General features: G+C 41.5%; 16 protein-coding genes and 1 pseudogene. 5 read left to right on the plus strand and 12 right to left on the minus strand.

All coding sequences use genetic code 11. From position 1 onward, the window contains the following. Positions 1 to 186: 186 nt before the first annotated feature. From asnB to ACVBEJ_RS11205, 12 genes are all read right to left on the minus strand, one after another. Positions 187 to 2,028, minus strand: a complete 1,842-nt coding sequence (gene asnB, locus ACVBEJ_RS11150; RefSeq protein ID WP_447129710.1) for an asparagine synthase (glutamine-hydrolyzing) — start codon at positions 2,026 to 2,028, stop codon at positions 187 to 189. Positions 2,029 to 2,032: 4 nt separating this feature from the next. Further along, entirely contained in the window at positions 2,033 to 3,439 is a 1,407-nt protein-coding gene (locus ACVBEJ_RS11155; RefSeq protein ID WP_447129711.1) for a phenylacetate--CoA ligase family protein, read from the minus strand. Between the two features lie 73 nt (positions 3,440 to 3,512). Further along, on the minus strand, positions 3,513 to 4,754 hold the full coding sequence (locus tag ACVBEJ_RS11160) for a glycosyltransferase family 4 protein (RefSeq protein WP_447129712.1): 1,242 nt from the start codon (positions 4,752 to 4,754) through the stop codon (positions 3,513 to 3,515). 45 nt (positions 4,755 to 4,799) lie between these two features. Further along, positions 4,800 to 5,912, minus strand: a complete 1,113-nt coding sequence (locus ACVBEJ_RS11165; protein ID WP_447129713.1) for a glycosyltransferase family 4 protein — start codon at positions 5,910 to 5,912, stop codon at positions 4,800 to 4,802. A gap of 27 nt (positions 5,913 to 5,939) precedes the next feature. Then, positions 5,940 to 6,983: a polysaccharide deacetylase family protein gene (locus ACVBEJ_RS11170; RefSeq protein ID WP_447129714.1), complete on the minus strand. Its 1,044-nt coding sequence runs from the start codon at positions 6,981 to 6,983 to the stop codon at positions 5,940 to 5,942. An 85-nt stretch (positions 6,984 to 7,068) separates the two neighbouring features. Continuing rightward, positions 7,069 to 8,295, minus strand: coding sequence for a glycosyltransferase (locus ACVBEJ_RS11175; protein WP_447129715.1), 1,227 nt, complete (start codon positions 8,293 to 8,295; stop codon positions 7,069 to 7,071). A 52-nt stretch (positions 8,296 to 8,347) separates the two neighbouring features. Next, a complete protein-coding gene (locus ACVBEJ_RS11180; protein WP_447129716.1) occupies positions 8,348 to 9,826 on the minus strand; it encodes a lipopolysaccharide biosynthesis protein in 1,479 nt (492 codons plus the stop codon). A 66-nt stretch (positions 9,827 to 9,892) separates the two neighbouring features. Then, a complete protein-coding gene (locus tag ACVBEJ_RS11185; RefSeq protein WP_447129717.1) occupies positions 9,893 to 10,855 on the minus strand; it encodes a hypothetical protein in 963 nt (320 codons plus the stop codon). Positions 10,856 to 11,030: 175 nt separating this feature from the next. Next, the gene (locus tag ACVBEJ_RS11190; protein ID WP_447129718.1) at positions 11,031 to 12,119 is read right to left on the minus strand and encodes a glycosyltransferase; all 1,089 of its coding nucleotides are present in this window, start codon (positions 12,117 to 12,119) and stop codon (positions 11,031 to 11,033) included. Continuing rightward, positions 12,116 to 13,357 carry an O-antigen ligase family protein gene (locus ACVBEJ_RS11195; protein WP_447129719.1) on the minus strand — a complete coding sequence of 414 codons (1,242 nt, stop codon included), beginning with the start codon at positions 13,355 to 13,357 and terminating at the stop codon, positions 12,116 to 12,118. Before ACVBEJ_RS11195 ends, ACVBEJ_RS11190 begins: the two co-directional genes overlap by 4 nt. A 31-nt stretch (positions 13,358 to 13,388) precedes the next feature. Continuing rightward, positions 13,389 to 14,537: a glycosyltransferase family 4 protein gene (locus ACVBEJ_RS11200; RefSeq protein ID WP_447129720.1), complete on the minus strand. Its 1,149-nt coding sequence runs from the start codon at positions 14,535 to 14,537 to the stop codon at positions 13,389 to 13,391. A 29-nt stretch (positions 14,538 to 14,566) separates the two neighbouring features. Continuing rightward, positions 14,567 to 16,057 (minus strand): exosortase/archaeosortase family protein, encoded by a 1,491-nt coding sequence (locus ACVBEJ_RS11205; RefSeq protein WP_447129721.1) that lies wholly within the window; start codon positions 16,055 to 16,057, stop codon positions 14,567 to 14,569. A 712-nt stretch (positions 16,058 to 16,769) separates the two neighbouring features. Between ACVBEJ_RS11205 and ACVBEJ_RS11210 the strand changes: the two genes are divergently transcribed. From ACVBEJ_RS11210 to ACVBEJ_RS11230, 5 genes and pseudogenes are all read left to right on the plus strand, one after another. Next, positions 16,770 to 17,642: an XrtA system polysaccharide deacetylase gene (locus tag ACVBEJ_RS11210; protein WP_447129722.1), complete on the plus strand. Its 873-nt coding sequence runs from the start codon at positions 16,770 to 16,772 to the stop codon at positions 17,640 to 17,642. Further along, the gene (locus tag ACVBEJ_RS11215) at positions 17,642 to 19,045 is read left to right on the plus strand and encodes a FemAB family XrtA/PEP-CTERM system-associated protein (RefSeq protein ID WP_447129723.1); all 1,404 of its coding nucleotides are present in this window, start codon (positions 17,642 to 17,644) and stop codon (positions 19,043 to 19,045) included. Before ACVBEJ_RS11210 ends, ACVBEJ_RS11215 begins: the two co-directional genes overlap by 1 nt. A 246-nt stretch (positions 19,046 to 19,291) precedes the next feature. Continuing rightward, positions 19,292 to 20,215, plus strand: a pseudogene (gene cysD / locus ACVBEJ_RS11220) (sulfate adenylyltransferase subunit CysD); the annotation flags it as partial. 131 nt (positions 20,216 to 20,346) lie between these two features. Beyond that, entirely contained in the window at positions 20,347 to 22,248 is a 1,902-nt protein-coding gene (gene cysN, locus ACVBEJ_RS11225; protein WP_447129724.1) for a sulfate adenylyltransferase subunit CysN, read from the plus strand. Between the two features lie 138 nt (positions 22,249 to 22,386). After that, on the plus strand, positions 22,387 to 24,795 hold the full coding sequence (locus tag ACVBEJ_RS11230; RefSeq protein WP_447129725.1) for a tetratricopeptide repeat protein: 2,409 nt from the start codon (positions 22,387 to 22,389) through the stop codon (positions 24,793 to 24,795). Positions 24,796 to 24,846: the final 51 nt, after the last annotated feature.

A 24,846-nucleotide genomic window follows, 5' to 3' on the forward strand; every position in this document is an offset into this window, starting at 1 on the left:
CCGTTCTGCCAAGCCAGTGAATAATACGCTGGCTCAAGCCCTTTCTACGTGAGCGAACTCACAAAACTGACAACCATCAAACAGCTTTACTATGGGCAGGTATTTGACCATTCGGCTTCTTTAATCGCACAGCGGAGCTCCCCCTCACTAAGTTTTCAACATGAGAGTTCAGCAGCAGCATATACTTTAAGCTCCAAAGACCCTCCTCCAGGTCACAAAATTGACCGCCGACCATAAAAAATCTGAGTGATCTTTTTGGTCAGCCTGATGTTCCATTACCATCCTTTGTATTGCTTTTTTATCAAAATATTCAGTTAACAAACTGTCAGCTTCTAAAGCCTTCACATGGCTGGAAAGGGCCGCACCTCGCTTCATCCACTGACCTATGGGCACACCAAAACCACTCTTTCTGCGATCAATCACACTGCTTGGAAGATACTGTCGAGCCATTGTTTTCAAAATTAGCTTTCTGTGGCGCATGGTTTGTTTATATTGTAGAGGCAAGCTTTGTGCAAATGATATAACATTATTGTCCAAAAAAGGGACTCTCGCCTCTACACTGGCAGCCATACTCATCTTGTCTTGCCTGTTTAATATTGATATCAAGTAGGTATGCAAATCCAAATACGCCGTGCGCGTTGTTGTGTCTAATGAACACCCTTGGTCTAAAATGTTGTTTCTGTACCGAAATTCACAATTAAAATTTTGCTTATAACACTCCCGAAGCATTTTTATATTGGAGTGTGTAGAGTTAAAAAGGATGGCGTTCTCGAGGCTTTGTGTGCAATATGTCGATAATTTTTTGAAACGATGATCTGGTATCGCATTGAATAACAGCGACAGCGTAGTTCGAAGGGCTCGCGGCATTTTTCTCAGGTTTTCAATAATGCGCGGTATGTAATATCGCGGGTATCCACCGAATAATTCATCAGCCCCCTCTCCCGTCAGAACCACAGTTACCCTCTCTTTTGCAAGTTTGCTAATAGCGTAAATATGAACTGAGTTTGTAAAATTTAAAGGCAAATCTGAATGCCAAATCAACTTTGGTAATAACTCAACGTACTCACGAGAATTTAACTTAATCGTGTGATGATTTGTATTATATTTTTTTGCGACCAACAGTGCGTGTTCCGATTCATCATATTCGGCCTCATGAAAACCAACTGAAAATGTATTAAGGCGATCTTTCGTTGATGAAGCTGCGATTGCTGTAACGAGACTGGAATCTATTCCGCCACTGCAAAATGTTCCCAAAGGTACATCACTCATCATTTGGCTTTTTATGGCCTTTGATAAAACTTCATCAAAAGCCAACAACGCATCTTTAAAACTACCACCAAAACTTTCGCCTTCTGCAGCTCCTTCCCCCAAATAATCAGTAACGCAAGTCCTTTTTGCACTTACAGTTAAACTATGCCCCGGCAGCAATGTTTTAATATCTGAAAAAAGGTTATCCTCACCAGCTACTTGATGGAATAAAAAGTATTCAGGGATTTTTTCTTCATTTACTCTAGGCGTTACTATTCCACTATCGGTTAAAGCTTTTATTTCGGACGAAAAAGAGAATAAACCATTATTTTCTGCATAATAGAGTGGTTTAATTCCGGCGCGATCTCTTGCCAATGTGAGCTTTTCTTCTACAGAGTCCCAAATAGCAAAAGCAAACATTCCGTTTAAAAGTTTTATAGCCTCAAGTCCTTTCGCTGAAAATAATTTCAACACCACTTCCGTGTCGGATGAAGATGTAAAGCCAACACCTTCTTTCACTAACAAGTGCTTTATTTCTAAGTAGTTATATACTTCTCCATTAAACACTATCGTAAAACGTCCATCCTCTGTTTGCATTGGCTGATGGCCATTTGCGATATCAATTATACTCAGCCTTCGATGCCCCAAGCCTACAGGGCCTTCAGTATATGAGCCACTCTCATCCGGGCCACGATGAGTTATGATGTCACGCATTTTAACTAGCAAGTCAGCTGTAAAACATGATTTATCTTTTTGAAAAAATCCAACAATACCGCACATAAGTTTATAGCCCTAGATCTACATTACTTACTACCCATTTGAACTTCCCAGATTTTGTTCTCGGGAGTGCATCAACCAACTCAATTTCTATGTTTATAGATTCGCCCAGCCTCTCTTTAAGGTCATGAACCAATTGACTGCGGTGACTATTTTCAAAATTTTCTCCTGGAATCAATTTTACGCAGATTCGATCTAAGTCAGTCTGAATTATCTGCGAGCCACTGATTGAGTTTAATGGCTTGAACGGGTGTGTTAATACACTAGGAGAAATAAATCTACCATCTTTTAATTTAAGTAAGTCTTCAGCTTTGGTGGCAACCTCGTTCATTAACGGAAACGAGCGACCGCAAGCACAATCTTCGACCTTTATCCCAGTTCTATCGTTGGTGACATAACGGATTAGAGGCATTCCGAAGTTTTGCAAGGTCGTTCCGATCATCATGCCCTCTTCACCTGGACCTACTGGAAAGTTATCGCGATCAACAATTTCGGCAATGCCATACTCGGGGAATATGTGATGCCCGGAATGATATTCACATTCACCTGCAAATATCACCCTTTCAGCGTGTCCATAATAGTCAAACACTTTACATGAAAAAGCTTTTTCTATTGCACATCTTTGAAAATCGTAGAGTGTTTCAGAAGATGTTAGAATTGCATCGATAGGCAATGTTTCATTTTGATTGAGCATATACTTTGCCAGTACATAAAGTGATGACGGGTAACCATCAATTACTTTAGGCTTAAAACGGTTTAATTTTTTCAGGTAGTGCGGCAAGGTTTCTGGAGATAGATGAAAATTTGACAAATAAAGCTGGTTATGAACAGCGTTTAATCTCCAGTATGGCGGTTTTTTTTGAGAAAGTGGAACTATAATATTACCCCTCAGGGTTGCAATCCTATCTCCAAATCTATTGAAGTTAACACCAGCCCAACGATACTGCCTATCCATGGCCGCATAGGTCATCCCCATCATACGTTTATCATAAAGAACTTCTAGAGGTGTTCCTGTGGTACCACTGGTATGACCATCGACCAGGGATTTTCTATGGAAATCTCTAGACCAAAGCTCGTTGAAATTTTTTTTAATTATGTCTTTTGTTAAGACTGGAATTTTAGGTAAATCTTCCAGGGACTTAATGTCATCAGGCTGTAATTTATTATCTTTAAAAAGCTTATTGTAATATGGTACCGTCTGGTATGCATGTTTGATAATTCTGGACAACATTTTTTCTTGCTGATCTAAAAGAATATTCTCTCCAAAAAATTCATTGGCAAGAAGCTCTTCTCTAAAAGATTTAAATTCTTTACTATACCTTTCTCTATCTAATTTTACGCTATACATGTTAAGCATGAGTGTCTGCAAAAAAATCGGCATAGATGCGTATAGCTTTTCATATTTTGAACTCATAAAACTCCCTAAAAAGCATATCTCTTAACAACTTCCAAACTTTGTAATTCTTTTGAAAAAAATTTATACAGCCTTAAAGAGATTGATATAGGTTAGTCAGTTTTTTACCGATTTTCTTGTAGGTATATTTATCCATTATAAGTTTTCTTCCTTCCTCTCCAGCTTTCACGCATTTTGTCTTATCGGAAAATAACATTAATATTGTGTCAATATATTCCTGTTCCGTTTCTGCATAGAATACACTTTCGTTGTTAATAACGGATATACCTTCACAAGCAATGGGATTAGCGACTATTGGTAAAGACATCGCCAAGGCATCTAGAATTTTCAACTTAGTTCCACCACCGTCATTTATTGGGCAAGCATACACTGAAGCCGAGTTCATATAAGGTCTCACATCGTCCACAAACCCATGAACGAAAATTCGCGGGTCTAATTCAGCCAGCTTCAAAAGTTGTTCAGGTGGAGATTGGCCAACAAAGTGGGCAGTCACATCTGGGCATTCTTCTACTAGAAGCGGCCATACTTTATTTATAAAAAAAAGAACTGCCGACTTGTTGGGATACCAATTCATCCCCCCCACAAAGAGAATACTTTTATCCGTCACATTGACTCTATCAGGTGTAAAATAGTCAACATCAACACCATTACAAACTTCATCTACATCGAGACGGCTATCTAATTTTTTAAGGCGGCTTGTATCCAATTCCGAACATGTCAAGTTTTTATTAAAAATACTACAATTATTTTTTTCATATTTTTCAAGCTTTATACCTTCGATATAGTAATAGTATTTCTTTAAAATATTTTTTTCTCTTTCTGCTCGCCTCAACATCATATGTGACTCAATATTATGATGATTCAAGACAGCACTTACAGGAGGAAATAGTTCGCTGTAGGGAACAAGGCTGATTGTATCGAAGTGAATAACATCAAATTTTACCGATTTCAGGATATTAAGAACTGCCGCGTCCATAGCTTTTGATTTTAGCCATAAGACACTGTAAGGCTTTTTGGAGAAGAGACTGAGAAAGGCCAGAGCGTATTTACTAAAAGCAGTTTTTTCACAAGGAATATCGATAAATTTCACAAAATCACATATTTCACCGAGTTTTTCAAAAGCTTCTTTTTTCCCTATAGATTCATTTTCGAACATTGTCTTCAAAAGCTCAGACTGCACAAATGACAGTAAGTACACATCGTGATATTTCGCCACCTGATTTATCAAATTGTAGCTTCTCAGCAAGCTGCCACCTTTTGGCGGATAGGGAATAAAATGAGACAACCACAGAATCTTCTTTCTATTTATATCCAAAACGCATTCTCATATTTATGAAAACCAATGACACGATTAAATTCATTACGGCAAATTATCAAGTATTTTTTGAACTACTGCTGGCCAATTGTAAGATTGCTTGTACTCCAAATACCCCTTTTCACCCATCTCCTTGCATTGCTTAGTATCTTTGAGAATTTCAATTATTACCTTGGCCAGAGCTCTGGAGTCACCCGGAGTTACAACATAACCACTATTACCATTGGAAATTATCTCCGGCATAGCACAGATATTAGTCCCGACACATGGCAACCTATGAGCCATTGCTTCCGCAAACGAAATTCCAAAAGGCTCATATAGAGAGGGAAGCACAAACAGCGATGCATTCATATATTCGTCAAGTAATCTTTTTAACCCTGATTCTGTATTTTTTTGAATAAAGCCAACGGATTCCACACCGTCGGGAAGATTATTCAATTTGGGGCCGACCAATCTCAATGTAGCATCAGGAATTTCTTTCTTAATCATTCTAAATGCTTCAAGCAGATACTTCCCTCCCTTCCTTTCAAAATCTTTCCCAACCATTAAAATAGTAGGGTTGTTATACGAACGACCCTTAGAATCAGCAATTCTTGAAAGGTTTATTCCCGCGCCAACAGGCATAACTTTGCTCTCACTGACGCCAAAGTCATTAACAAATGACTTTGCCAACCAGGAACTCATGGGAAAAATTCTATCCATTTTTTCGTATAGTTTTTTCTCCCAATTCAAGGCTCTATTAATTATTGAACGTGAGATCGCAGGAGACTTGTATGGGCTAGAAAGCAATGTTGCCAAATTTCCATCATGATAAGAAACATTAACTTTGTCATTTCGTGATAAATCGTACCAAGCACCAATCTGGCAAACGACATCGAACTCAACATTATCGTATTGAATTTTTTTCCTGGCAACTTTACTCATTGATTTAAACAAAGAATGATCCAAATGATACTTGAATTTCCATTTTTTAATATCTGGATCGACATTTCTAAGTTTCGAAAGATTCTTGGCAAAAAAACCCGGTTCGGCGCTATAAGCTTTCTCCAAAACTCCCACCTTATCTAGCTCTCTAAAAAAATAATGGCTACTTCCAGACCATGTACTGTGATCGAAAGGATCTTCGTCAATCACCCCAATCAATTTATGTTTTTCCATCAAATTCTTTCCTTAATACAAACAAGATTATCTTATCCAGCCTGACAGCCGAGAAAAAAAGTCAACCTTATTTTTTGCTATTGACTCTTGAATTCCAACTCTTGCCAGTCGAGCCATATCTGATTTCCGCGAGTTCCAAGAACCATATAAAGCACAACCTGCACGATAGGTTTTAGACACTAACTCGATCGCCTGACTTGGAGCATATCCATTTGGATAGCAAAATATATCTATTTTTGTTCCGGTAATTTCCTGCAATTTAATTTTTGATTGAACAATTTCTTGTTGCAAGACAGGTGAGCATGTTGAATCAGTTAACCTTGTGTGATTCATCGTGTGGCTACCAATATCGACTAATCCACTTTTTTGCATACACTTAATTTCGGCAGAATTCATCAAACACCTTTCCTCAACATAATTTAAGCAAAGTGTCTCCTTAGCAATATTTATATAACTATTTATTTCACAATCTTTATATTGCTTTGCCTCTTCAATTAAGCAGTCAATTTCTTCAACAGTCAGCATCTCCCAATCAAAGAAACGAGCACGTTTTGAACAAGCATCTACAAGCCACTGCATAGAGGTCGATCTTTGATAATCTTTTACGCCTTTATTCGTACAATGAAGGAGAAGTTGCTGCAATCTTCCTGGCCAAAAATTATTCTTACCAACCATATCCGCCACACAAAACACTGTAGCCGGTATTTTATGTTTTTTTATGATTGGTAAAGCAAACTCTAGATTATCCAACCAACCATCGTCGAATGTAATTGCGCAGTATCTATCACCATTGCTATCACCTCTGAAGTAGCTTCCTTCAACCCATTCTGCTAATGATGTAATTATGTATCTTTCTTTAAGCCATAGTATGTTTTTTTCAAACGTCTCTGGAGTGACACACATAGACGGCTGCTCATTAATATATCTGGCATCATCGCTGGGCAATATCCTATGATAAGCAAGAATAAGGAGTTGATTCGACCTGTATCGATCAACACACGCAGCAAACAAAACCACAAAGCTCTTTATAAGATACTTTATTGCACTCAAAATTTTTTCAAACACTAACACGAGGATATACCTAACTTGCATAACAGTAAACTTGCAATCATCAACTCAAAGATCGTCCTTTTGCTATTTTTAAGAAAAAGGAGCCTTAGTTACACCGTATAATTTGGTGCAAAACTTGATCCAACTCATCCGTTTTTGCCTTACGGGAATATTTATCAATATCGGATATATTAGATCTTTGAACAGCTTCAATAACCTCTGATAACGCCGCTAGAGCACCTTCAACTGAATCAAAAACATATGAATTCTTCAACCCACCGATTAACTCGGCAGTTGCACCCTCTTTGTGGCAAAACCCCAGTATAGGGCGTCCAGTTGCAATATATTCGTATGCTTTAGCGGGAATTTGTGGATTGAATTGTTTATTTTGAACAAGCAATAGAGCATCAGCCGCATACATTTCTTTAACGGAATCTTCAAATCCAACAAAAGGCAATACAGATACAACGCCTTTTAACTTATATTTTTTAACATCATTAGCCAGAACCCTCTGATCAATAAAGCCTTGAAACGCAAATTCAATTTCATCTTTTTCTATTCGTCCTGATTTTAAAAGATTACACAAAGCCTCAAAAAAAACGTCAAGTTTCCGTCCACCATAAATAGATCCACTGTATAGTATTTTAAATTTTTTATTTTGTTTCTGTTCCCGTATATTTAAAAGCTTCTTTCTGTTTAAACCTGGCAGGTCATGGAATCCATTTTCAATACATGAAAATTTTTTATGGTATTCAATGGGATAATTTTTCTGATATAGAGAACAGCTATGCTTTGTTACAAATACAATCCCAGAAGCATTTTTGACAGTAAATCGATCTACCAGAGAAATGGCCCATCGCTTGCCCTTTACCTGCTCACCAATAAAATCTAATTGAACAGGATCTCGATAATCAGCAACCCAAGGGACTTTTGTAATCTTTGATACGAAACCAGCTACTATATGTGAGACAAATGGAGGGCATGTTGACCATATAACATCAGGTTTAAATTTTTTAACTAAGTATATAGCTTTTGGAATTGAAAATAACAGCCAACTCCCCCACTCATCAGGAATTGCCAGCCAATCTATATACTTTCCTCTAAAACCAATTTTTTTTGAGTTTATAGCTGGAAGTCGATATGTCTTACTTTTTAAAGACTCTGGATAAAATAAACTGTAGTCGACCTCTCCACCATAACATGATTTGTTTACAGTCAAGATTCTCACATCCCAGCCTAATTCTGCTAGGTGGTAGGCAAATGCCAAACTTCGCTGAACGGCTACAGCATTGCTCGGAGGAAAGTGAAACGACACCATCAATATTCTTGGCATAGGAAAACTCCAAATATAATGCCACTTTAGCAGTGATTCAGCACATCCATTATTATCTTGTATTTAACCGAAAATGCTGAATTCCTTTATTCAATAGGCGCTGCATTTGACTTCTATCCTCCCTGGTCAAATAAAATCCGAACCATAAGTACGCCACAAAAACAAACATCAAAAATACATTAAGGATGATGGAATAGACTACTGGCAACTGGATGTACAAACTAAAGATATAGAGAATCAGTGCCACAGTAACGGAAGATCCAATACGCCCCCATTGGAGTTTCATATTGTATAGTTTTGTAGATATCCAGTTAAGAGCAAAAAAACGCAACCCCATACTAATTATAGTTGCCCACGCAGCTCCCATTGCTCCATAATCAGGCACCAGAAAATAATACAGTAAGATAGTTGCAGGGAAAGCTATCCAGTCAATTCTTGCTTTCCAAATCGTTTTTTTAGAATACAAAATTCCAAACATGCAAAAATACGACCAAATATGAAAAACATAAGCAAATACGATAATACCTGTAATCAGGTAAGCTTTATGAAATAACGGATCGGCCATTACCCTTAATATATCTTGTGAAAAAATTGACAACCCTAATGCACAAAAAATAACAAACGCTTGTGTCATTCTAAAAACCGAACGAAATTTCTCTACGGCATCAGGCTTTTGAACTATTTCGTATCTTTTGGAATCCCACATTTGAGCAAATGGAGTCCACGCAAATGAAACCAAAATAAAGCCAAACTTATAAGCAAGAGAATACAAACCGACCTCAGAAATACTTATGTAGTGCTTTATAAAAAGACGGTCACCATACGTTGTCAAAAATAGCGCTATAGAAGAAAACATCAAAGGCCAAGAAAATGACATTGACTTCTTGGAAATTTCAAATGAAAATTTAATCTTTGTTTTGAATAAAAGATATAAAGCAAGTATCAAGCTGTGAACAAAAGTAAATGAAAAAACAGCATATACAACCCCAGTAATATGTAGTTCTTTATAAACAACGAAATACAAATTACAAATTACCGCTAGCACCAAGCGGAGAATCGATAATAATACAAATAGAGTCGGCTTTTGCTGCGCGCGAATGTAGGCCATGGGAATTGCCGACATGGTTTGAAAAACCATCGTTGCTCCGTACAACAATATCAAAACAGCTCCGTCGGAAACATCTACATTCTCAAATAGATAAGTAGCAGAATAATCCCGAGTAAATACAATAAACGAGTAACCTAATAAATTAACAAATAGCGCTGTTAAAAAAATTGTGAAAATAACTTTTCTTTTATCGCTTTCTTCTTTACACTCGGAATAAAATCGAAATACGGCTTCAGAACCTACAACTCCAACAACAAGCCCGACCATTTCAACACTCATAGAAAGCAAGTCAGCAATACCGTAATCCTCAGGCGTCAAATAGCGCGTATAGATCGGCAGCATAATAATGCTCGTAGCATGTTGAAAAATTGTTGCTACCGAGTAAATTGCCGTCTGATTTAATGAATTTTTAGCTATGCGCATAGAATATTTATTCTAACTATTGTCAGCTGCCAGTTTGCTGCACTATATGTTAAAAAAGTCACAATTTCAGTGCTTCCACCATCTATGACGAGATTTTTTACTTTGAAAAATTCGAGAGGACAGATTTTCAGCCAACCAACGAAACTCTTGCGACCTCCGTTCAAATTTGGTCATTTCGTATCCATATCCGCATGATAGACGCCAATCGAGGATTTCAGATACCGGCACAAACCAGCCATTCTTGGACGCGATATAATCCAATATTCTCTTTACTGAGTCTCTAAGCATCCCATTCCGGCAAAAACCTTTTGCTAAGTGTGTTGAAAGAATGCAAATCCCTTTATCGGCAACTAAGTTATCTATTGTTTCTTTTGTTACGTACCGCTCAAACTCCACTACATTATCTACTGAAGAGCTCGAAAACCAGTAATTAACCAAGCTTCGGGCAGGATCTTGAAAAGGCATAGATGGATTAAATTTCAAACAATTGAGCTCCTTGAAAGTAAATGCTCGGCAATATTTGATATATTTTTCAGCGTAGTCTCCCCAGTAAAAGTCGGATCCTTCTTTTTCGCCAGAGTAATATTGGCTATTATGACTCAGAAATTTAAACCCTAACTTCAGAAGTTGAGAGTCGAATCGCGCTCTACCCCAATAAAGGTTGTCACGATTCGAAGCATGGTTAACATGTAATGAAGGAAAATAGCCTAGCTTTTTTTTGAAAGTTTTTAACGCTTTTATGACTTCTGTTCGCACAGAACTTTCCATAGTCGGGCCGTGCCAGGTAACCTCAAATCCTCTATCACGTAACCAGAGAATAAAATCGAGATACTCTGTGTCACTCAATGTCGATGAATGCATATATGGCGAGTTTAGATGATCATCGTATTTAAGCGGCCAAACAGTCTTTGTTGTAATTAGCCCTATTGAATCAAGATGCTTATAAATAGGATAAATATTACCTAAATTGCCCCCATCTGTGTCATCCAGAATTGTGAAAGCAAAGTCTTTAGAACCCGGATAAATCATAATCTCATCCAATGAATCAAGCACAAATTTCGGTGTTCATTTATTGCCTTGCAATGCATTAACCAAATCCAGGTCATAAACAAAACAACCACTATTTGCACCTATATCAAGTAATGAGAACAACTAACTTCCGAAATATTTATTTTAAAAAATAAAACTTTTAATCAAAAAAGCACTATTTGTAACAATATAGCTTTATATACTTATCCAGCATCAATTTGATATCGAATTCCTGTTTTATTTTCAAAAAACCTCTCTTCCCGAAATCATCCTGCTTATCTGAAAAATTGACCAGTTTTTTAATCGCTTCAGCCAGCTCAACTGATGATTTGGGAGGCACCAAAAAACCTGTAACACCATCATCAATAACTTCTCCGACACCACCAACATTAGTAGATATCACGGGTTTAGAAGCAGCCATCGCCTCAAGAATTGATAACGGCATACCCTCAGATACCGAGGGCATGCAGAATACATCACTAGCCTCCAATAATCGACTAACATCCTCCCGAAAACCAAGTAAGGTAACTTTTCCATCTAGCTCAAGATCTTCAATTTGGCATAATAAAGCATCCTCACAGTCCCCTCTCCCGGCAATAAATACGCGAACCTCATGCCCTTCTCCCAAAAGACTAATTGCCTCAAGAAGATATTGGTGCCCTTTCACAGGGTACAAATTACCTACAGCAAGAATCATTATTTGAGATTCAGAAAGCCCAAGCATCGAACGCGTTTCGTTCCGGCGTTCTCTATCTAATCGATACTTATTGACATCGACGCCATTGGCTATGTATTTAATACGATTTAAAGGGATGCCGAGTTTAACATTGAGTTCTGATTTTATATCTTCAGACACTGCAACCATATCGGTAACTCGAGAAATAACCCGATACAGTAATCTACGCTGTAACTTATCTCCATAATAATTTTTCCCGTGCACAGTTGTGATGACCTTTGCTCTAGCCCACGGAGAGGCCAACCCTACGCATGAATTCATTAAAAATTCATGCGAATGAATCACATCGATATCGAGCTCTTTCGCCACTGTAACAATTTTTTTGACCAAGGATGGTACGCTTTGCGAGCCGCGATGAATCAAAACATCGATTCCTCGACTTATCAACTGCTCACTCAACCAACCTTCTTTTAAAAGGAATACCGTATTTTCCCACCCTAAATCCGCCAATTTTTCCACTAGGCGGATCATAAAATTTTCAGCACCTCCCGGACCTCCTGTCTCAATAGCGTGCAAAACTCTTTTCACTTTAGGGCCCCTTCATCACATATCTCAGAATGCGAGCCCTCATGAACAAGCACGCCATGCGTTCCCAATACCAATCCAAAGAGCAGCCACATCATTGGAAAATAAAAGCTACTCACGAATGCGGAACAAACTGCAAATCCTAAAAATCCACACCTAATAGCACTATAACTATACGCTATAGCATCAAGTTCCACAGATGCATTTAGGTGTTTTTTCAGTGATATAGAGCGGAGACGGAGACTACTCGCTGCAATAAAAAAAAGGAAAACACCTACCAACCCACGCTCCGACAAATAATCGATATAAGTTGAATGTGACGATCTTCCGCCTAGATGCCTCCTTTTATTCCATCCCTCAATCAGATCCCCCCTCTGCTCCTGGTACTTCCATGCATTCCAAGCATATTGCCCGGTACCAACACCTAGGATTGGATTATCTAAAAAGATATCCATCCCAATTCCCCAAGAATAAAGGCGTTCATCTGCAGTCCCTTCGCTGGCATTTTGTATTGACTTAACTTCACCAATATACTCATCAGGCACCAATATGTTAACAGCCACCAGCATGACTGAACCACCAATTAATATGAAACAATACTTTCTTTTCGAATAAAGAAAAATAGCAATAAAAACCATAGCTAGCCCTAAAAACCCGCCACGTGAACCTGCAACAATCACGGCAGAACAAAGTGTAACTAATGCCACAATACAAATTAGTCTAAAGCCACCTTTAAAATAAGACATGCCATAATAAGCAAAGGGTACCATTGTCGCCATGACTACTGAGACATCGTTTTCATCGCCAAGCGTGCCAGGGCCTTGGCCTCCACTGGCTACAACCTGAAGGGGAACAACAATCAGCAAGATGGCCCACATTCTCAGAAAAACATCCAGGCTTTTTCGCGATCGCAACGCAACTATTGCGCCAAGAATAAAGCCAAAGAAATATGTTACTTCTGTTTGCAATAATTTGAAAATGGAACCAGAGTTTTCAGCATAAAATAGTGAAAGCACGCTAAGAAAAATGATGGCAATGAAGAATCCCACCTCTTTAAAGTAAACCTCCCTCTTACAATCACCATAACAAAGCCAAAATAGAAACAGTGAGAGAGCACAAAGACTACCCAATTTTAAGGACGACACTATAGGAAAATAGTCCGGCAAACCCGAAAACACCAACAAAACATACACAATAAATATCTTCGCGGGCAAATCAATTCGACTAGCATCCTTAATCAAAATATTCTCAGCCTTTTTAGCAATAGATCGGCTAGCGTGCTAAACATTTTTTAATCTCAGAACAAAGATTTGTCTTTTGGCGATCTAAGGAAAAGTTAGATAGAATTCTCTCTCTAGCACATTTCGATAGCTTTCCATAATTGCTCTTGTCATCACCCAAAACAAGCAATTTCTCAACTAAACTCTTATGGTTTCCAGGATCAAATTTGTAACCCGTTTCTCCATCAACTACCTGCTCTTTCAAACCCTGCAAATCCGAAACACACAATGGCAAACCCGATGAAGCCATCTCCAATGCCGACATAGGGAATGAATCCCACCCTGTTGAAGCTATTACACCCACAAAGCTGCCAGCCATAATTTGAGGTAAGTCATTTCTGTAGCCACCAAAAGTTACGTAGTCTTTCGCTTTCGTTCCCCGGAGCATGTCAAGAAAGCGTTTTTCTTCGCCCGGCCGGTTACCACAAATCAAAAAATGCCAATCTTCTTTACCCAAAACATCTATTAAGTGAACAGCCGCCTTGATTAGAACGTGAACACCCTTTCTCGGCTCCATATGACCAGAATAAAAAACCACCTTACGTGATTTGTCTATTCCAAATGCGCGCTGCAAATAAGTTCTATCACTTTTTTCCGGTTTATATTTTTCCGTGTCGACACCGGTTGGAATCACTGAAGTTGATTTTTCAGAAATCCCTCTCCCATTTACCGCCAAATCACGCATCGCTTCAGATTCAAATATGTACAAATCTGGCCCACTCTTACATATAGATACTTCGAAACGCTTGAGCAGCAATTTGAACCCAAAATTTTTATCACTAATCGGCGCTCCCCAGTATGAAATAATTTTTTTCACGCCTGCGTTTCTCATGACTTTATAAAGCGGCGCTCGCACCTGTCCATCAAACACCCAAACCGTATCAATATGGTGCTCAGAAATATACATAGACACACCGGCAATCAAGTCTTTGTTGGATTCATACAAATCCAATGCTAGAATATTTTTGTACGACTCAGGGAGACTTTTGGGGTGACCTGACTCCAAACTTTTAAATGAAAAATGAACATTTTCCGAACTCTTGAATACTTCACAGCCAACAGAAAAAAACATATCTTCCAATGGGGTCATAGCATATCCAGCATTAGAAGGAACATGAAAAATAATTAATATTGCAGACAATTTTATTTCCTTTTTAGAAATGTTTGATATTAAAAACTTTCACTCCACGAAAGATGCTCAAGCCAATCTTCAATTTCATAGGGAGGGCATTTAAGTATTCTATCAATTTCTCTATCACACATCTTCATACACTTCATGGAAAAAACCAGATAAGCAGAAGGCTTTTTACCCAGCAGAAAGGCTGGCACCTGCAACATCTTTGCACCTATCTGAGATGTTGTATACCAGTCACCAATTCTATATGTCCATATTGCAACCATTAATCCTTCTTCCTCATTTAGATCGACAACAGACATTTGCATAATTTGCCCCCCAGGAAGCACAATTTCAGAATAATTACGTGCTTTAGCCTCATGAGCCAATCTATTCTCTTGATAGATCAACTCTTTTCCCTGGCGCTGATCGCCATAGGTTAATGCAGTTACCGTAAAATCTGCCATGCGCCATTGCTGCGCTCGATCATAGCCATAAAAGTCGGGCAGCCATATCGCTTCCTCGACTACGCTATATTTTTCACCTCCTGAATAAGCCATTGCTGCATGCTTGGTTTCCATGCCGTTATCAATATTCATCACATAAACTGGTAGTGCGATAGACACTAAAACAGCTAAGATACCCGTAGCTTTCGCTGACCCTGCATTCACACTACTCTTTATTTCCACAACTTGCGTATTCAGTGTGGCCCGCTTAGGAACTCTTCCCGACAAGAAACGCATAATCAGAAAAAAAATCAGTAGCACTCCTGAAAAGATATACCAACCAAAATTAACGTGACTTTCAGATATCAGAGGGTGTCGCATTTCTGTGTAATAGGCAATCAATACCAGACTAATAACCCTAATCCAATTAGCCAGCACCGATAAAACCAAAGCAGTTATTACCGAAGCAACGTGGCACTTTAGCCCAGAGCCTAGCTCCGAGTAACAAAATCCAACAAAAATACCAACCATGACATAGTTCAAACCAGAGCAACCTCCAGCAACCTCAACAATGCCAGAGGGCAAATAAATACGAAAACCATCAATAAATGCAGGAATATCCTGAATGCCCAACCACCAACTGACAATATAAGTGGTTAGGAGCCTTAACGGGTAGACCAGCACGTCCCATATTGGAACGGCAAAATACAGAAGGCCTACAGGAATAAGTAAGCACCTGGCAATTCTCGCCCCCATACTGGCCAACATTCCACCCCAAAGCATCAGTGGCAGTGCCAACTGCTGAAGAACCTCTGTAAAGCTGATGTAACCGATGGACCAGAGTACCGATGCTAGGAATACTACATAATGTCCTGATTTCATTGGGCGTATAGAAATGGCCTTCAAACTTCGCCGCCTAATCCAAGTCAGATAGATCGCTATAAGAACCACCAAATAACCATGAGAGTAGGCCTCATCAAATCTAACCCAGCGAAGATGCAGAGACTGAATTGTTTGCCAAAATACCATCACCGCAATCACAACTGACAATGCAGTTGATACCTGCAAAAACATAACCCTATTGCTTTTTTTTGCTTCCAATACCACACTCCCTTGGAGCTTGAGCCCGTGTTATCTATTTTTATCACAGGCGAGCAGCATATGTAGACAATATCTAAGTATTACACAACTATCCACGCCAACTATTACTGTGACAATGTTCAGCTCAAGACAGCCAAAATTAAATTATTAAAAATTGACTCAAAACCTGCGCGAATACAACTTACCAGTACAACCACTGGATCAATTGTGAACCCTCCAATGGCTAAAGCCAGTGAATTAATGTTACGGATGAAAGCCGAATCGGTCAGCGATTCAGCTGACTCATCCTTTCCCAACCTCGAGCAAACATTCACATAGTCTCAATAATTATTCCGAAGAATAATTTCAACGTACTTCCCGCGAAAGGGGGGAGGTACGGGTTCGCTATCGGGAACGCCAAACATAGCACAGCCTGAGCTATCTGGGAGTTAACACAGACACTTTTTGTTCCGATCATTAGATTTATCCATAGTGCACTTCACATCAAAAGCCCGTCCGTGAATCAAACTCCAACATTTCGGGGCCTACTGACGCATCAGGCCGCTCAGCCGCCCCGTTTAGACCCCGTTTTATTGACCCAGTCGTTTTATCCAGCTTCCTTTAACGAGAAAAATAGGTTTCTGTAGTTTATGTGATAGCATTCATGGCAATAAGTTAAGCATTCACCATCTACCGCATCACTACTATACATTTGAAACGAACCTGCAAAATCATGCCAAATCATGCCATTTCGATTGATGTCGAAGACTACTACCATGTCGCCGCATTTAAGGGTGTAATCTCGCCAAGCCAATGGCAAGAGTGGCCCTCACGAGTTGAACAAAATACCGACAAAATATTACAGCTGCTTGATAACAATGGCGTTCTAGGTACTTTTTTTGTTCTTGGCTGGGTAGCTGAACGTCACCCACAAATAGTTAGACGCATCTGCGCACAAGGCCATGAAGTTGCATCGCACGGTTACAGCCATCAACTGATTTACGAACAAAGGCCAGACACTTTTAAGGAAGAAACATATAAATCCAAACAAATTCTAGAAGAGCAGATCCAACTGCCAGTACATGGATATAGGGCCGCCAGCTACTCCATTACACGTAATTCTCTATGGGCTATTGACATCCTACTGGATCTGGGATTTCGCTGGGATTCAAGTATTTTCCCGATATATCATGATAACTACGGCATCCCCAACACCCCGGACTGCGCCTACCAAATCAAGGGGCGGTCTGGCGAATCCTTACTCGAGATTCCACTCACCACTGCCCGATTCAGCAAGCTGGCATTACCCGCTGCGGGCGGTGGATACTTCAGGCTCTACCCTTATTGGTTATCCCGAATGCTTTTTAAATACGCTACCCGGAACAAACCAGGCATCTTCTACATACACCCTTGGGAAGTGGATCCAAGTCAGCCTCGAATCAAAAATGCTAGCCGGTTAGCAAAATTTCGCCACTACAACCAACTGGGAGCTTGCGAAGGTCGCCTACAACAACTCTTGAATGACTTTGACTTTGACACAATATCAAATTTGATCAATGAGTTAGAACAGACAACGCTGGAAATTAAAGATATTGCTGCACTGTAATGGAGATTAAAATTTTACTTACCGATATTCATGCCGCCATTATCAAGCATTGGGGTTGCATGTCTGCTTGCGCGTCAAGCAAAGCAATACTTGACCTACACGACATGATCATTGTCGGTCGCCGACAAATTAAATCTTTAAAACAAGACAAGCAGAAAATCTCCAAGAGATTTCGTGGTGAGAATTTATCAAAGCTGGAGCAAGCCAATCTTAAACAAGCCATGCAGCACATTAGTACGAAGCTAAAAGCAGCTGAGTCATCCCTAAAACACCAAGAAACCACCCTGCTTGCCCATTTTTTACCCAAAAGATCGGTAACAGCCCCCGTACCCGACCGGTTTACCGATTATCTCAGTAACACAGTTAATAGTAAAATCACTATTTCTCCCGCCACAACAGCACATCGGGAGCAATGGGATGATTTTGTGCAGAACCATACCAATGCCTCAATCTATCACCTGTACGAGTGGCGAGCAGTTATTGAGCGAACCTTTGGTCATCAGAGTGACTACCTAATAGCATCAGATTCTAACGGTCGCTGTTGCGGAGTACTCCCTTTCACACTACTTAAAAGCCGCTTATTTGGTAATTTCGCAGTTTCATTACCGTACTTTAACTACGGTGGGCCACTGGCAGAAAATAGCTCTATTGCACGCAAGCTACTCGATATTGCTAGCGAACGGTGCCAATCCGCTGGACTGGAACACTTAGAAGTACGCACTAACCAACTACTAAACGGTTGGCCCCAACGCAACGAGAAGGTATCGATGATTTTGCGACTACCAGATTCTCAAGGATTGCTTGACAAACAGCTGGGCTCGAAGCTTCGCGCCCAAGTTAATCTAGCCACCAAGAACAAGCTAGAATGTGAAATTGGTGGCACAGAGTTACTAGCAGACTTTTATAGTGTTCTCACCGAAAATATGCGGGATTTAGGCACGCCAGTTTATAGCAGCCGATTCTTTCACGAAATACTACGTCAATTTTCTGAGCAATCCAGTATAGCGATAGTTTATAACGGACAGAAGCCAGTTTCATGCGCTTTTTTAATCGGCTTTAAAGACATGTTGGAAATACCTTGGGCATCGACTTTACGCAAATATAACTATCTTAACGCCAATATGTACCTCTATCGCCAAGTACTCGGCCAGGCTATCGATCAAGGCTACCGTTATTTTGATTTTGGCCGCTCCAGTAAGAACACTAGTACCTATAGGTTCAAAAAGCAGTGGGGAGCAGTTCCGATACAGCATCATTGGCATTACTGGCTACACGCAGGCCAGAAACTTCCTCAACTTAACCCAAATAACCCGAAATACCAGCTTGCCATTAAGGTTTGGCAAAAGCTACCTGTTTGGCTGACTCGAATAATCGGACCAAAACTGGTTAAAAGCCTTCCTTGACCCCTTTAATACCTAGGATACCCCATGACCTCTCTGACAAACTGTAAAATACGGATACCGATAGTAATCTAGCTGGCTGATTTTCACCAACTCATCAATACTATTTTTGATATTCAACAATCGGACTTAATAAGTATAAGGAATGTAATTTCTATAATCTGGCTATACAACCTCAATAGAGCCTTTTCGCAAAAACCAAAGTATCTCTAATATAGACAAGAGAATAGGGTCACTCAGGAAGTAAGGCCAACTAATAATATGACAGCTTATCAAAATAACTTTACCCACCTTAAACAACTTGAAGCCGAATCCATTCACATCATCCGTGAAGTTGTCGCCGAATTCGACAATCCCGTGATGCTCTACTCCATTGGTAAAGATTCTTCAGTGATGCTGCACTTGGCCAAAAAGGCATTCTTCCCCGGCACGCCGCCCTTCCCCCTCTTACACGTTGATACCACATGGAAGTTTCAAGAGATGATCAAATTCCGAGACAATGTCGCCAAAGAGTCGGGAATGAAGCTCATTGTCCATAAGAATCAAGAAGGAATCGATGCCAATATCAATCCTTTTGACCACGGTTCCAAATATACGGATATCATGAAAACTGACACCCTCAAACAAGCATTAAGCCACTACAAGTTTGATGCAGCATTCGGTGGAGCCAGAAGAGATGAAGAAAAGTCTCGGGCCAAAGAGCGAATTTACTCATTCAGGGACAAAAACCACCGCTGGGACCCGAAAAATCAACGCCCAGAGCTATGGAACCTGTACAACGGCAAGCACAATAAGGGCGAATCCATTCGCGTGTTCCCTCTATCGAATTGGACAGAACTGGACATCTGGCAGTACATATATATGGAGAATATTAACCTCGTTCCTCTGTATTTTGCGGCCAAACGTCCAGTAGTAGAGCGAGATGGCATGTTAATAATGAAGGATGATGATCGATTACCTATGCGTGAAGGCGAACAGCCTGAATATCGCTCTGTACGCTTCAGAACCCTGGGCTGCTATCCATTAACTGGCGCGATTGAATCTGAAGCGGATAACCTGCCAGACATAATTCAAGAAATGCTGCTTGCAAGAACCTCAGAGCGGTCTGGGCGGAGCATAGATAAAGATCAAAGCGGCTCAATGGAAAAGAAAAAGCGAGAGGGATATTTCTAGCCATCCCTACGGACATGGAGATTGCCGCGTCGCTACGCTCCTCGCAATGGCGAAAGCGGCCAGCTCTAAGCACATCGAATACCACCTTCAATAGCAACAGCTCCATTTCAAACCATATAGAATCAAAACAAATGACCGACCAAACAGAACTTATTAAAACCGATATTCTTGGCTACCTGAAACGCCACGAACAAAAGGACATTTTACGGTTTATTACCTGTGGCAGCGTAGACGATGGCAAATCCACGCTTATTGGTCGGCTGCTGCATGACTCAAAAATGATCTATGAAGATCAGCTTGCCGCTATCGAAAATGACAGCAAAAAAGTAGGCACCACCGGCGACCAGGCCGATTTGGCGCTATTGGTCGACGGCTTGCAGTCAGAGCGGGAACAGGGCATTACCATCGACGTAGCCTATCGGTTCTTCTCTACAGAAAAACGCAAGTTCATTATTGCCGACACTCCGGGGCACGAGCAGTACACCCGCAATATGGCAACCGGGGCATCCTCCGCTCAAGCCGCGGTTATCTTGATCGATGCCCGCCAGGGGGTAAAAACTCAAACCCGGCGCCACAGTTATATATGCTCTCTACTGGGTATCAAGCACTTTATCGTGGCCATTAATAAAATGGATCTGGTGGGCTACAGCAAAGACATCTACGAAGCCATTAAGCAAGAGTATTTACAGTTCTCGAGCAAGCTCGACGTGCCGCATATCCACTTCATTCCTTTATCGGCCCTTACGGGCGACAATGTTGTATCGAACAGCACTGAAATGAGCTGGTACGAAGGCTCCGCTTTCTTGCCCTTGCTGGAATCGATAGACGCTGCCAAAAAGTTAAGCACTCAAGAGCTCAGACTAGCTATTCAATACGTCAACAGGCCAAATTTGAACTTCCGAGGTTACTGCGGAACGCTAGCCTCCGGCATATTGAGCGTGGGTCAGAAGATTAAAATTCTGCCAAGCGATAACTCCAGTACCGTTAAAGCAATTTATATCGGTGACAACACCACCGATTCAGCCCATGCAGGCCAGTCGGTCACCGTCACTTTGCAAGATGATATCGATATATCAAGAGGCGATGTGATTATAAGTGCCAGCGAGCATATCAATGTTGGCAATGAATTTGATGCGAGTATTGTCTGGATGCACAACAGCCCGCTGACGCCAGGAAAACTCTACGACATCAAGCTTTCCACCACTCAAACCAGCGGAATGATAAGCGCGGTGGAGTGGCAAGTGGACATAAACACCCTGGAACATCTCGACAGTGAGAGCCTGGAAATAAATGACATCGGCCAGTGCCGAGTAAAACTGACGCAAGATGTCACGTACGATCTGTATAGCGAACACAGATCTAGCGGCAGCTTTATTATCATAGATCGGCTATCCAACATTACCGTTGGTGCTGGCATGATCAACAGCCCCTACCAAATTAGAGAGCATGACAGTAAAGCCAATGTGGTATGGAATAAAACCAGCGTCACACCAGACATGCGTACCGCAATCAAACCTCACGCAGGTCGATGCATCTGGCTGACTGGCTTGTCTGGCTCGGGAAAATCAACCATCGCCAACGCCTTGGAATTAAGACTTAATAGTCGTGGTTATCACACATTTCTGCTGGATGGCGATAATGTACGTCACGGTCTGTGCAAAGACCTCACCATGAGCGATGATGACAGGACTGAAAACATCCGCCGCATTGCTGAAGTCGCCAAGTTAATGACCGAAGCCGGGCTTATAGTGATGACCGCCTTCATCTCCCCATTCACCAAAGACCGGAATATCGCCAGAGAATTGTTTACTGAAGGGGAGTTCATAGAGGTCTTTGTGGACACGCCGCTAGAAGTTTGCGAAAAACGCGACCCCAAAGGTCTTTATAAAAAGGCTCGAGCCGGAATAATTACCAACTTTACGGGCGTTGACTCTGAGTATCAGCACCCATCCGCCCCTGAAATTCACCTAAAAACAGAAAGTGCTGGCATAGAAAGTTTAACCGAGTCCATTTTGAAGCATTTGAAGTACTAATCCCTTACCTTCAATAGAAACAGAGTCAGGCATCGTAGAATTAAAGCGGCCGCGCGACATTGCAGTATATACTTAGCCACTAACTTTTGATCAGGCCGACTAAGCTCTGTCACATTACAGCTTTCACAGGGAAAAGACATGAAAAGCACTAACACACTGATATTAAAAATATTTTTGCCTCTCCTAGCCATCGGATTATACGGCTGCAAAAGCGACGAAGAAAAAGCCACAGAGTACCTTGAAAGCGCCCAGTCCTATTTCGACAAAGCCGACTATCGCGCAGCGGATATCGAGTTGCGTAACGCCACCAAGCATCAAGACTCCCTGGTGGCAGCCCACTACCTGCAATCACAAGTGGCAGCTGAGCTAAAAGATTGGCAAGGATTTCAAATCGCACTGCAAAAGGTCGTACTGCACGATGGCCAGCACCTTGAAGCCAACACAAGGCTTGCCGAGCTGTACCTGTCTTTAAATCAACTGGATAAAGCCGAAAGTCACCTTGAGGCCGCGTCAAAAGCAGGCTTGCAGCTGCTCAAATACCACCTGATGAAGGGCACCATCCATGCCAAGCGCAACGACAAAGAGAACGCTTATGCTGAAGTGAGCAAAAGCCTGGCAATTGACACTTCATCACCAGAGGCAATTCTGCTTCACAGTTCTCTACTACTCTCAGATGGCCTATATCCACCAGCAATGGAAGGCATTGAACGTGTTCTTGCCAAGCACCCTGAAAACGAGCCTGCTTACCACCTGCGTTCCCGGGCCCATATGTCTAAAGGCGAACTCAAGCCCGCCAGGGCAGACCTTGCCAAACTGGTGGCACTATCCCCCAACAACCTTCAATATCGCCTGTCGCTCGCCGCACTACTGGCCAGAATGAAGAACCAACAAGAAGCAGAACAAACACTCAGAAAGGCAGTCACCGAGTTACCCGAAAGCACCCCTGCAAAACTGGCCCTTATCAGCCATCTCAGCCAGGAATCCAAAGAACAAGAAGCCCTAAAACTACTGGATACTTACCTTGCCGCCAAACCAGAGCCTACCCTACAACTGGCACAAGCCGAACTATTTAACAAAACAGGGCAAACCGACAAGGCATCGGAAGTTTACAAATCGGTAGAACAATCCGAGAGCACCCCTGCCCGCCTGGCGGCCCAAAACAAGCTGGCTCAAATCGCCATCAGGGATCAGCGCATTGAGGACTCACTATCCTTGGTTGACTCTGTGCTGGAAGCCAACCCTAACGATCCGGAAGCACTACTCAACAAGGGCTTAATTCAACTTTGGAAAGGCGAAAATAACGGTGCTATCGCAGACCTTTCAAAAGTTCTGCAAATGGCACCCAACTCACAACCAGCACTGCTCATACTGGCCAGAGCCTACCTTGCCGAAAGGGATATAGACCAAGCCAGCCAACAGCTATCGACCCTCATAAACATTAACCCAGCCAATACCGAAGGCAGCACACTTTATGCCCAAGTGTTACAAAGCCAGGGCAAAACCAAACAGGCCATTACCCTACTGGAAAAACACAATCAAGTCAGCCAGCCAACACTCCAGATTAACAGGCTGTTAACTCGCCTGTACCTGGCAAACAAACAAGAAAAGCAGGCTATTGTACTGGCGAAACAAGTGTCACAAGAAAGCGGTGACCTCAACTTTGCCGTACTAATCGAATCTGCCGCGCTCCAAGCGCAGGGCAAACACGCCCAAAGCAACAAAGGCCTCAAAAAGTTGCTGGATAATGCAGAGTACCAAAAAGAAGCTCTCTTCAAGCTCGTTTTTAACAACCGCCAACTTGGCCGCGAAAAAGAAAGTTATGCTCTACTCCAGACTATAATCGACAATAACCCTGAAAACGCATTTGCGGCAGAGCTATTGGCTAACCAATACTTGCAAGCCAAGCTATACACGGAGTTGGACAACCTGATATCACAAAGGCTTCTCAGCAACCCATCTTGGCGCTTTGGCCATCACACACTCGCACAATCCCAGCTACAGCAGAAAAACTGGCAAGCCCTTCAACAAACCTGCCAGAACGCTATTGCAAATTCCACGTCAGAAGCCGACACGCTGAAATTCCACATGATGCTGGCCAGCGCGCAACTGCGAAACGACCAAGCCAGCGATGCGGAAAACACATATCGCAAGGTACTGGAAATCAACCCCGGCATAGACGATGCGGCCAACAACCTCGCCTTCCTGCTCAGCCAAAATAGTCCCAAAGGCAGCCACAGGCTGGAAGAAGCCTACAATATTGCCGCACGATTTAACTCCTCAAGCAAACCTTCTTATCGAGACACACTGGGCTGGATATACTACCAGCGCGGTGAATACAAACGTGCGTTGGGGCTGCTGGAAAGCGCGGCAAAAGATGCCCCCAAAGATGCTTCCATACGCTATCACTTGGGAGCGACTTATGCGGAACTGGAGATGGTGGAATCTGCCAAGAATACACTTAAGCAAGCAACCTTACTCCTTGAGAAAACACAACAGCCAGAGCTGGCAGAGGCCAGGAGCTTACTGGAAAGCTTAAATGGACAGTAACACTCCAATACCAAACCATGTCGAAAAACCCTACACCTTATAAAAAATCAC

This window comes from Porticoccus sp. GXU_MW_L64 (genome assembly GCF_052983295.1).

Coding starts and splice junctions, on each gene's coding strand:
- asnB (WP_447129710.1), bottom strand. CDS start 2,028: ATGTGCGGTATTGTTGGATTTTTTCAAAAAGATAAATCATGTTTTACA.
- ACVBEJ_RS11155 (WP_447129711.1), bottom strand. CDS start 3,439: ATGAGTTCAAAATATGAAAAGCTATACGCATCTATGCCGATTTTTTTG.
- ACVBEJ_RS11165 (WP_447129713.1), bottom strand. CDS start 5,912: ATGGAAAAACATAAATTGATTGGGGTGATTGACGAAGATCCTTTCGAT.
- ACVBEJ_RS11175 (WP_447129715.1), bottom strand. CDS start 8,295: ATGCCAAGAATATTGATGGTGTCGTTTCACTTTCCTCCGAGCAATGCT.
- ACVBEJ_RS11180 (WP_447129716.1), bottom strand. CDS start 9,826: ATGCGCATAGCTAAAAATTCATTAAATCAGACGGCAATTTACTCGGTA.
- ACVBEJ_RS11185 (WP_447129717.1), bottom strand. CDS start 10,855: ATGATTTATCCGGGTTCTAAAGACTTTGCTTTCACAATTCTGGATGAC.
- ACVBEJ_RS11210 (WP_447129722.1), top strand. CDS start 16,770: ATGCCAAATCATGCCATTTCGATTGATGTCGAAGACTACTACCATGTC.
- ACVBEJ_RS11215 (WP_447129723.1), top strand. CDS start 17,642: ATGGAGATTAAAATTTTACTTACCGATATTCATGCCGCCATTATCAAG.
- cysN (WP_447129724.1), top strand. CDS start 20,347: ATGACCGACCAAACAGAACTTATTAAAACCGATATTCTTGGCTACCTG.
- ACVBEJ_RS11230 (WP_447129725.1), top strand. CDS start 22,387: ATGAAAAGCACTAACACACTGATATTAAAAATATTTTTGCCTCTCCTA.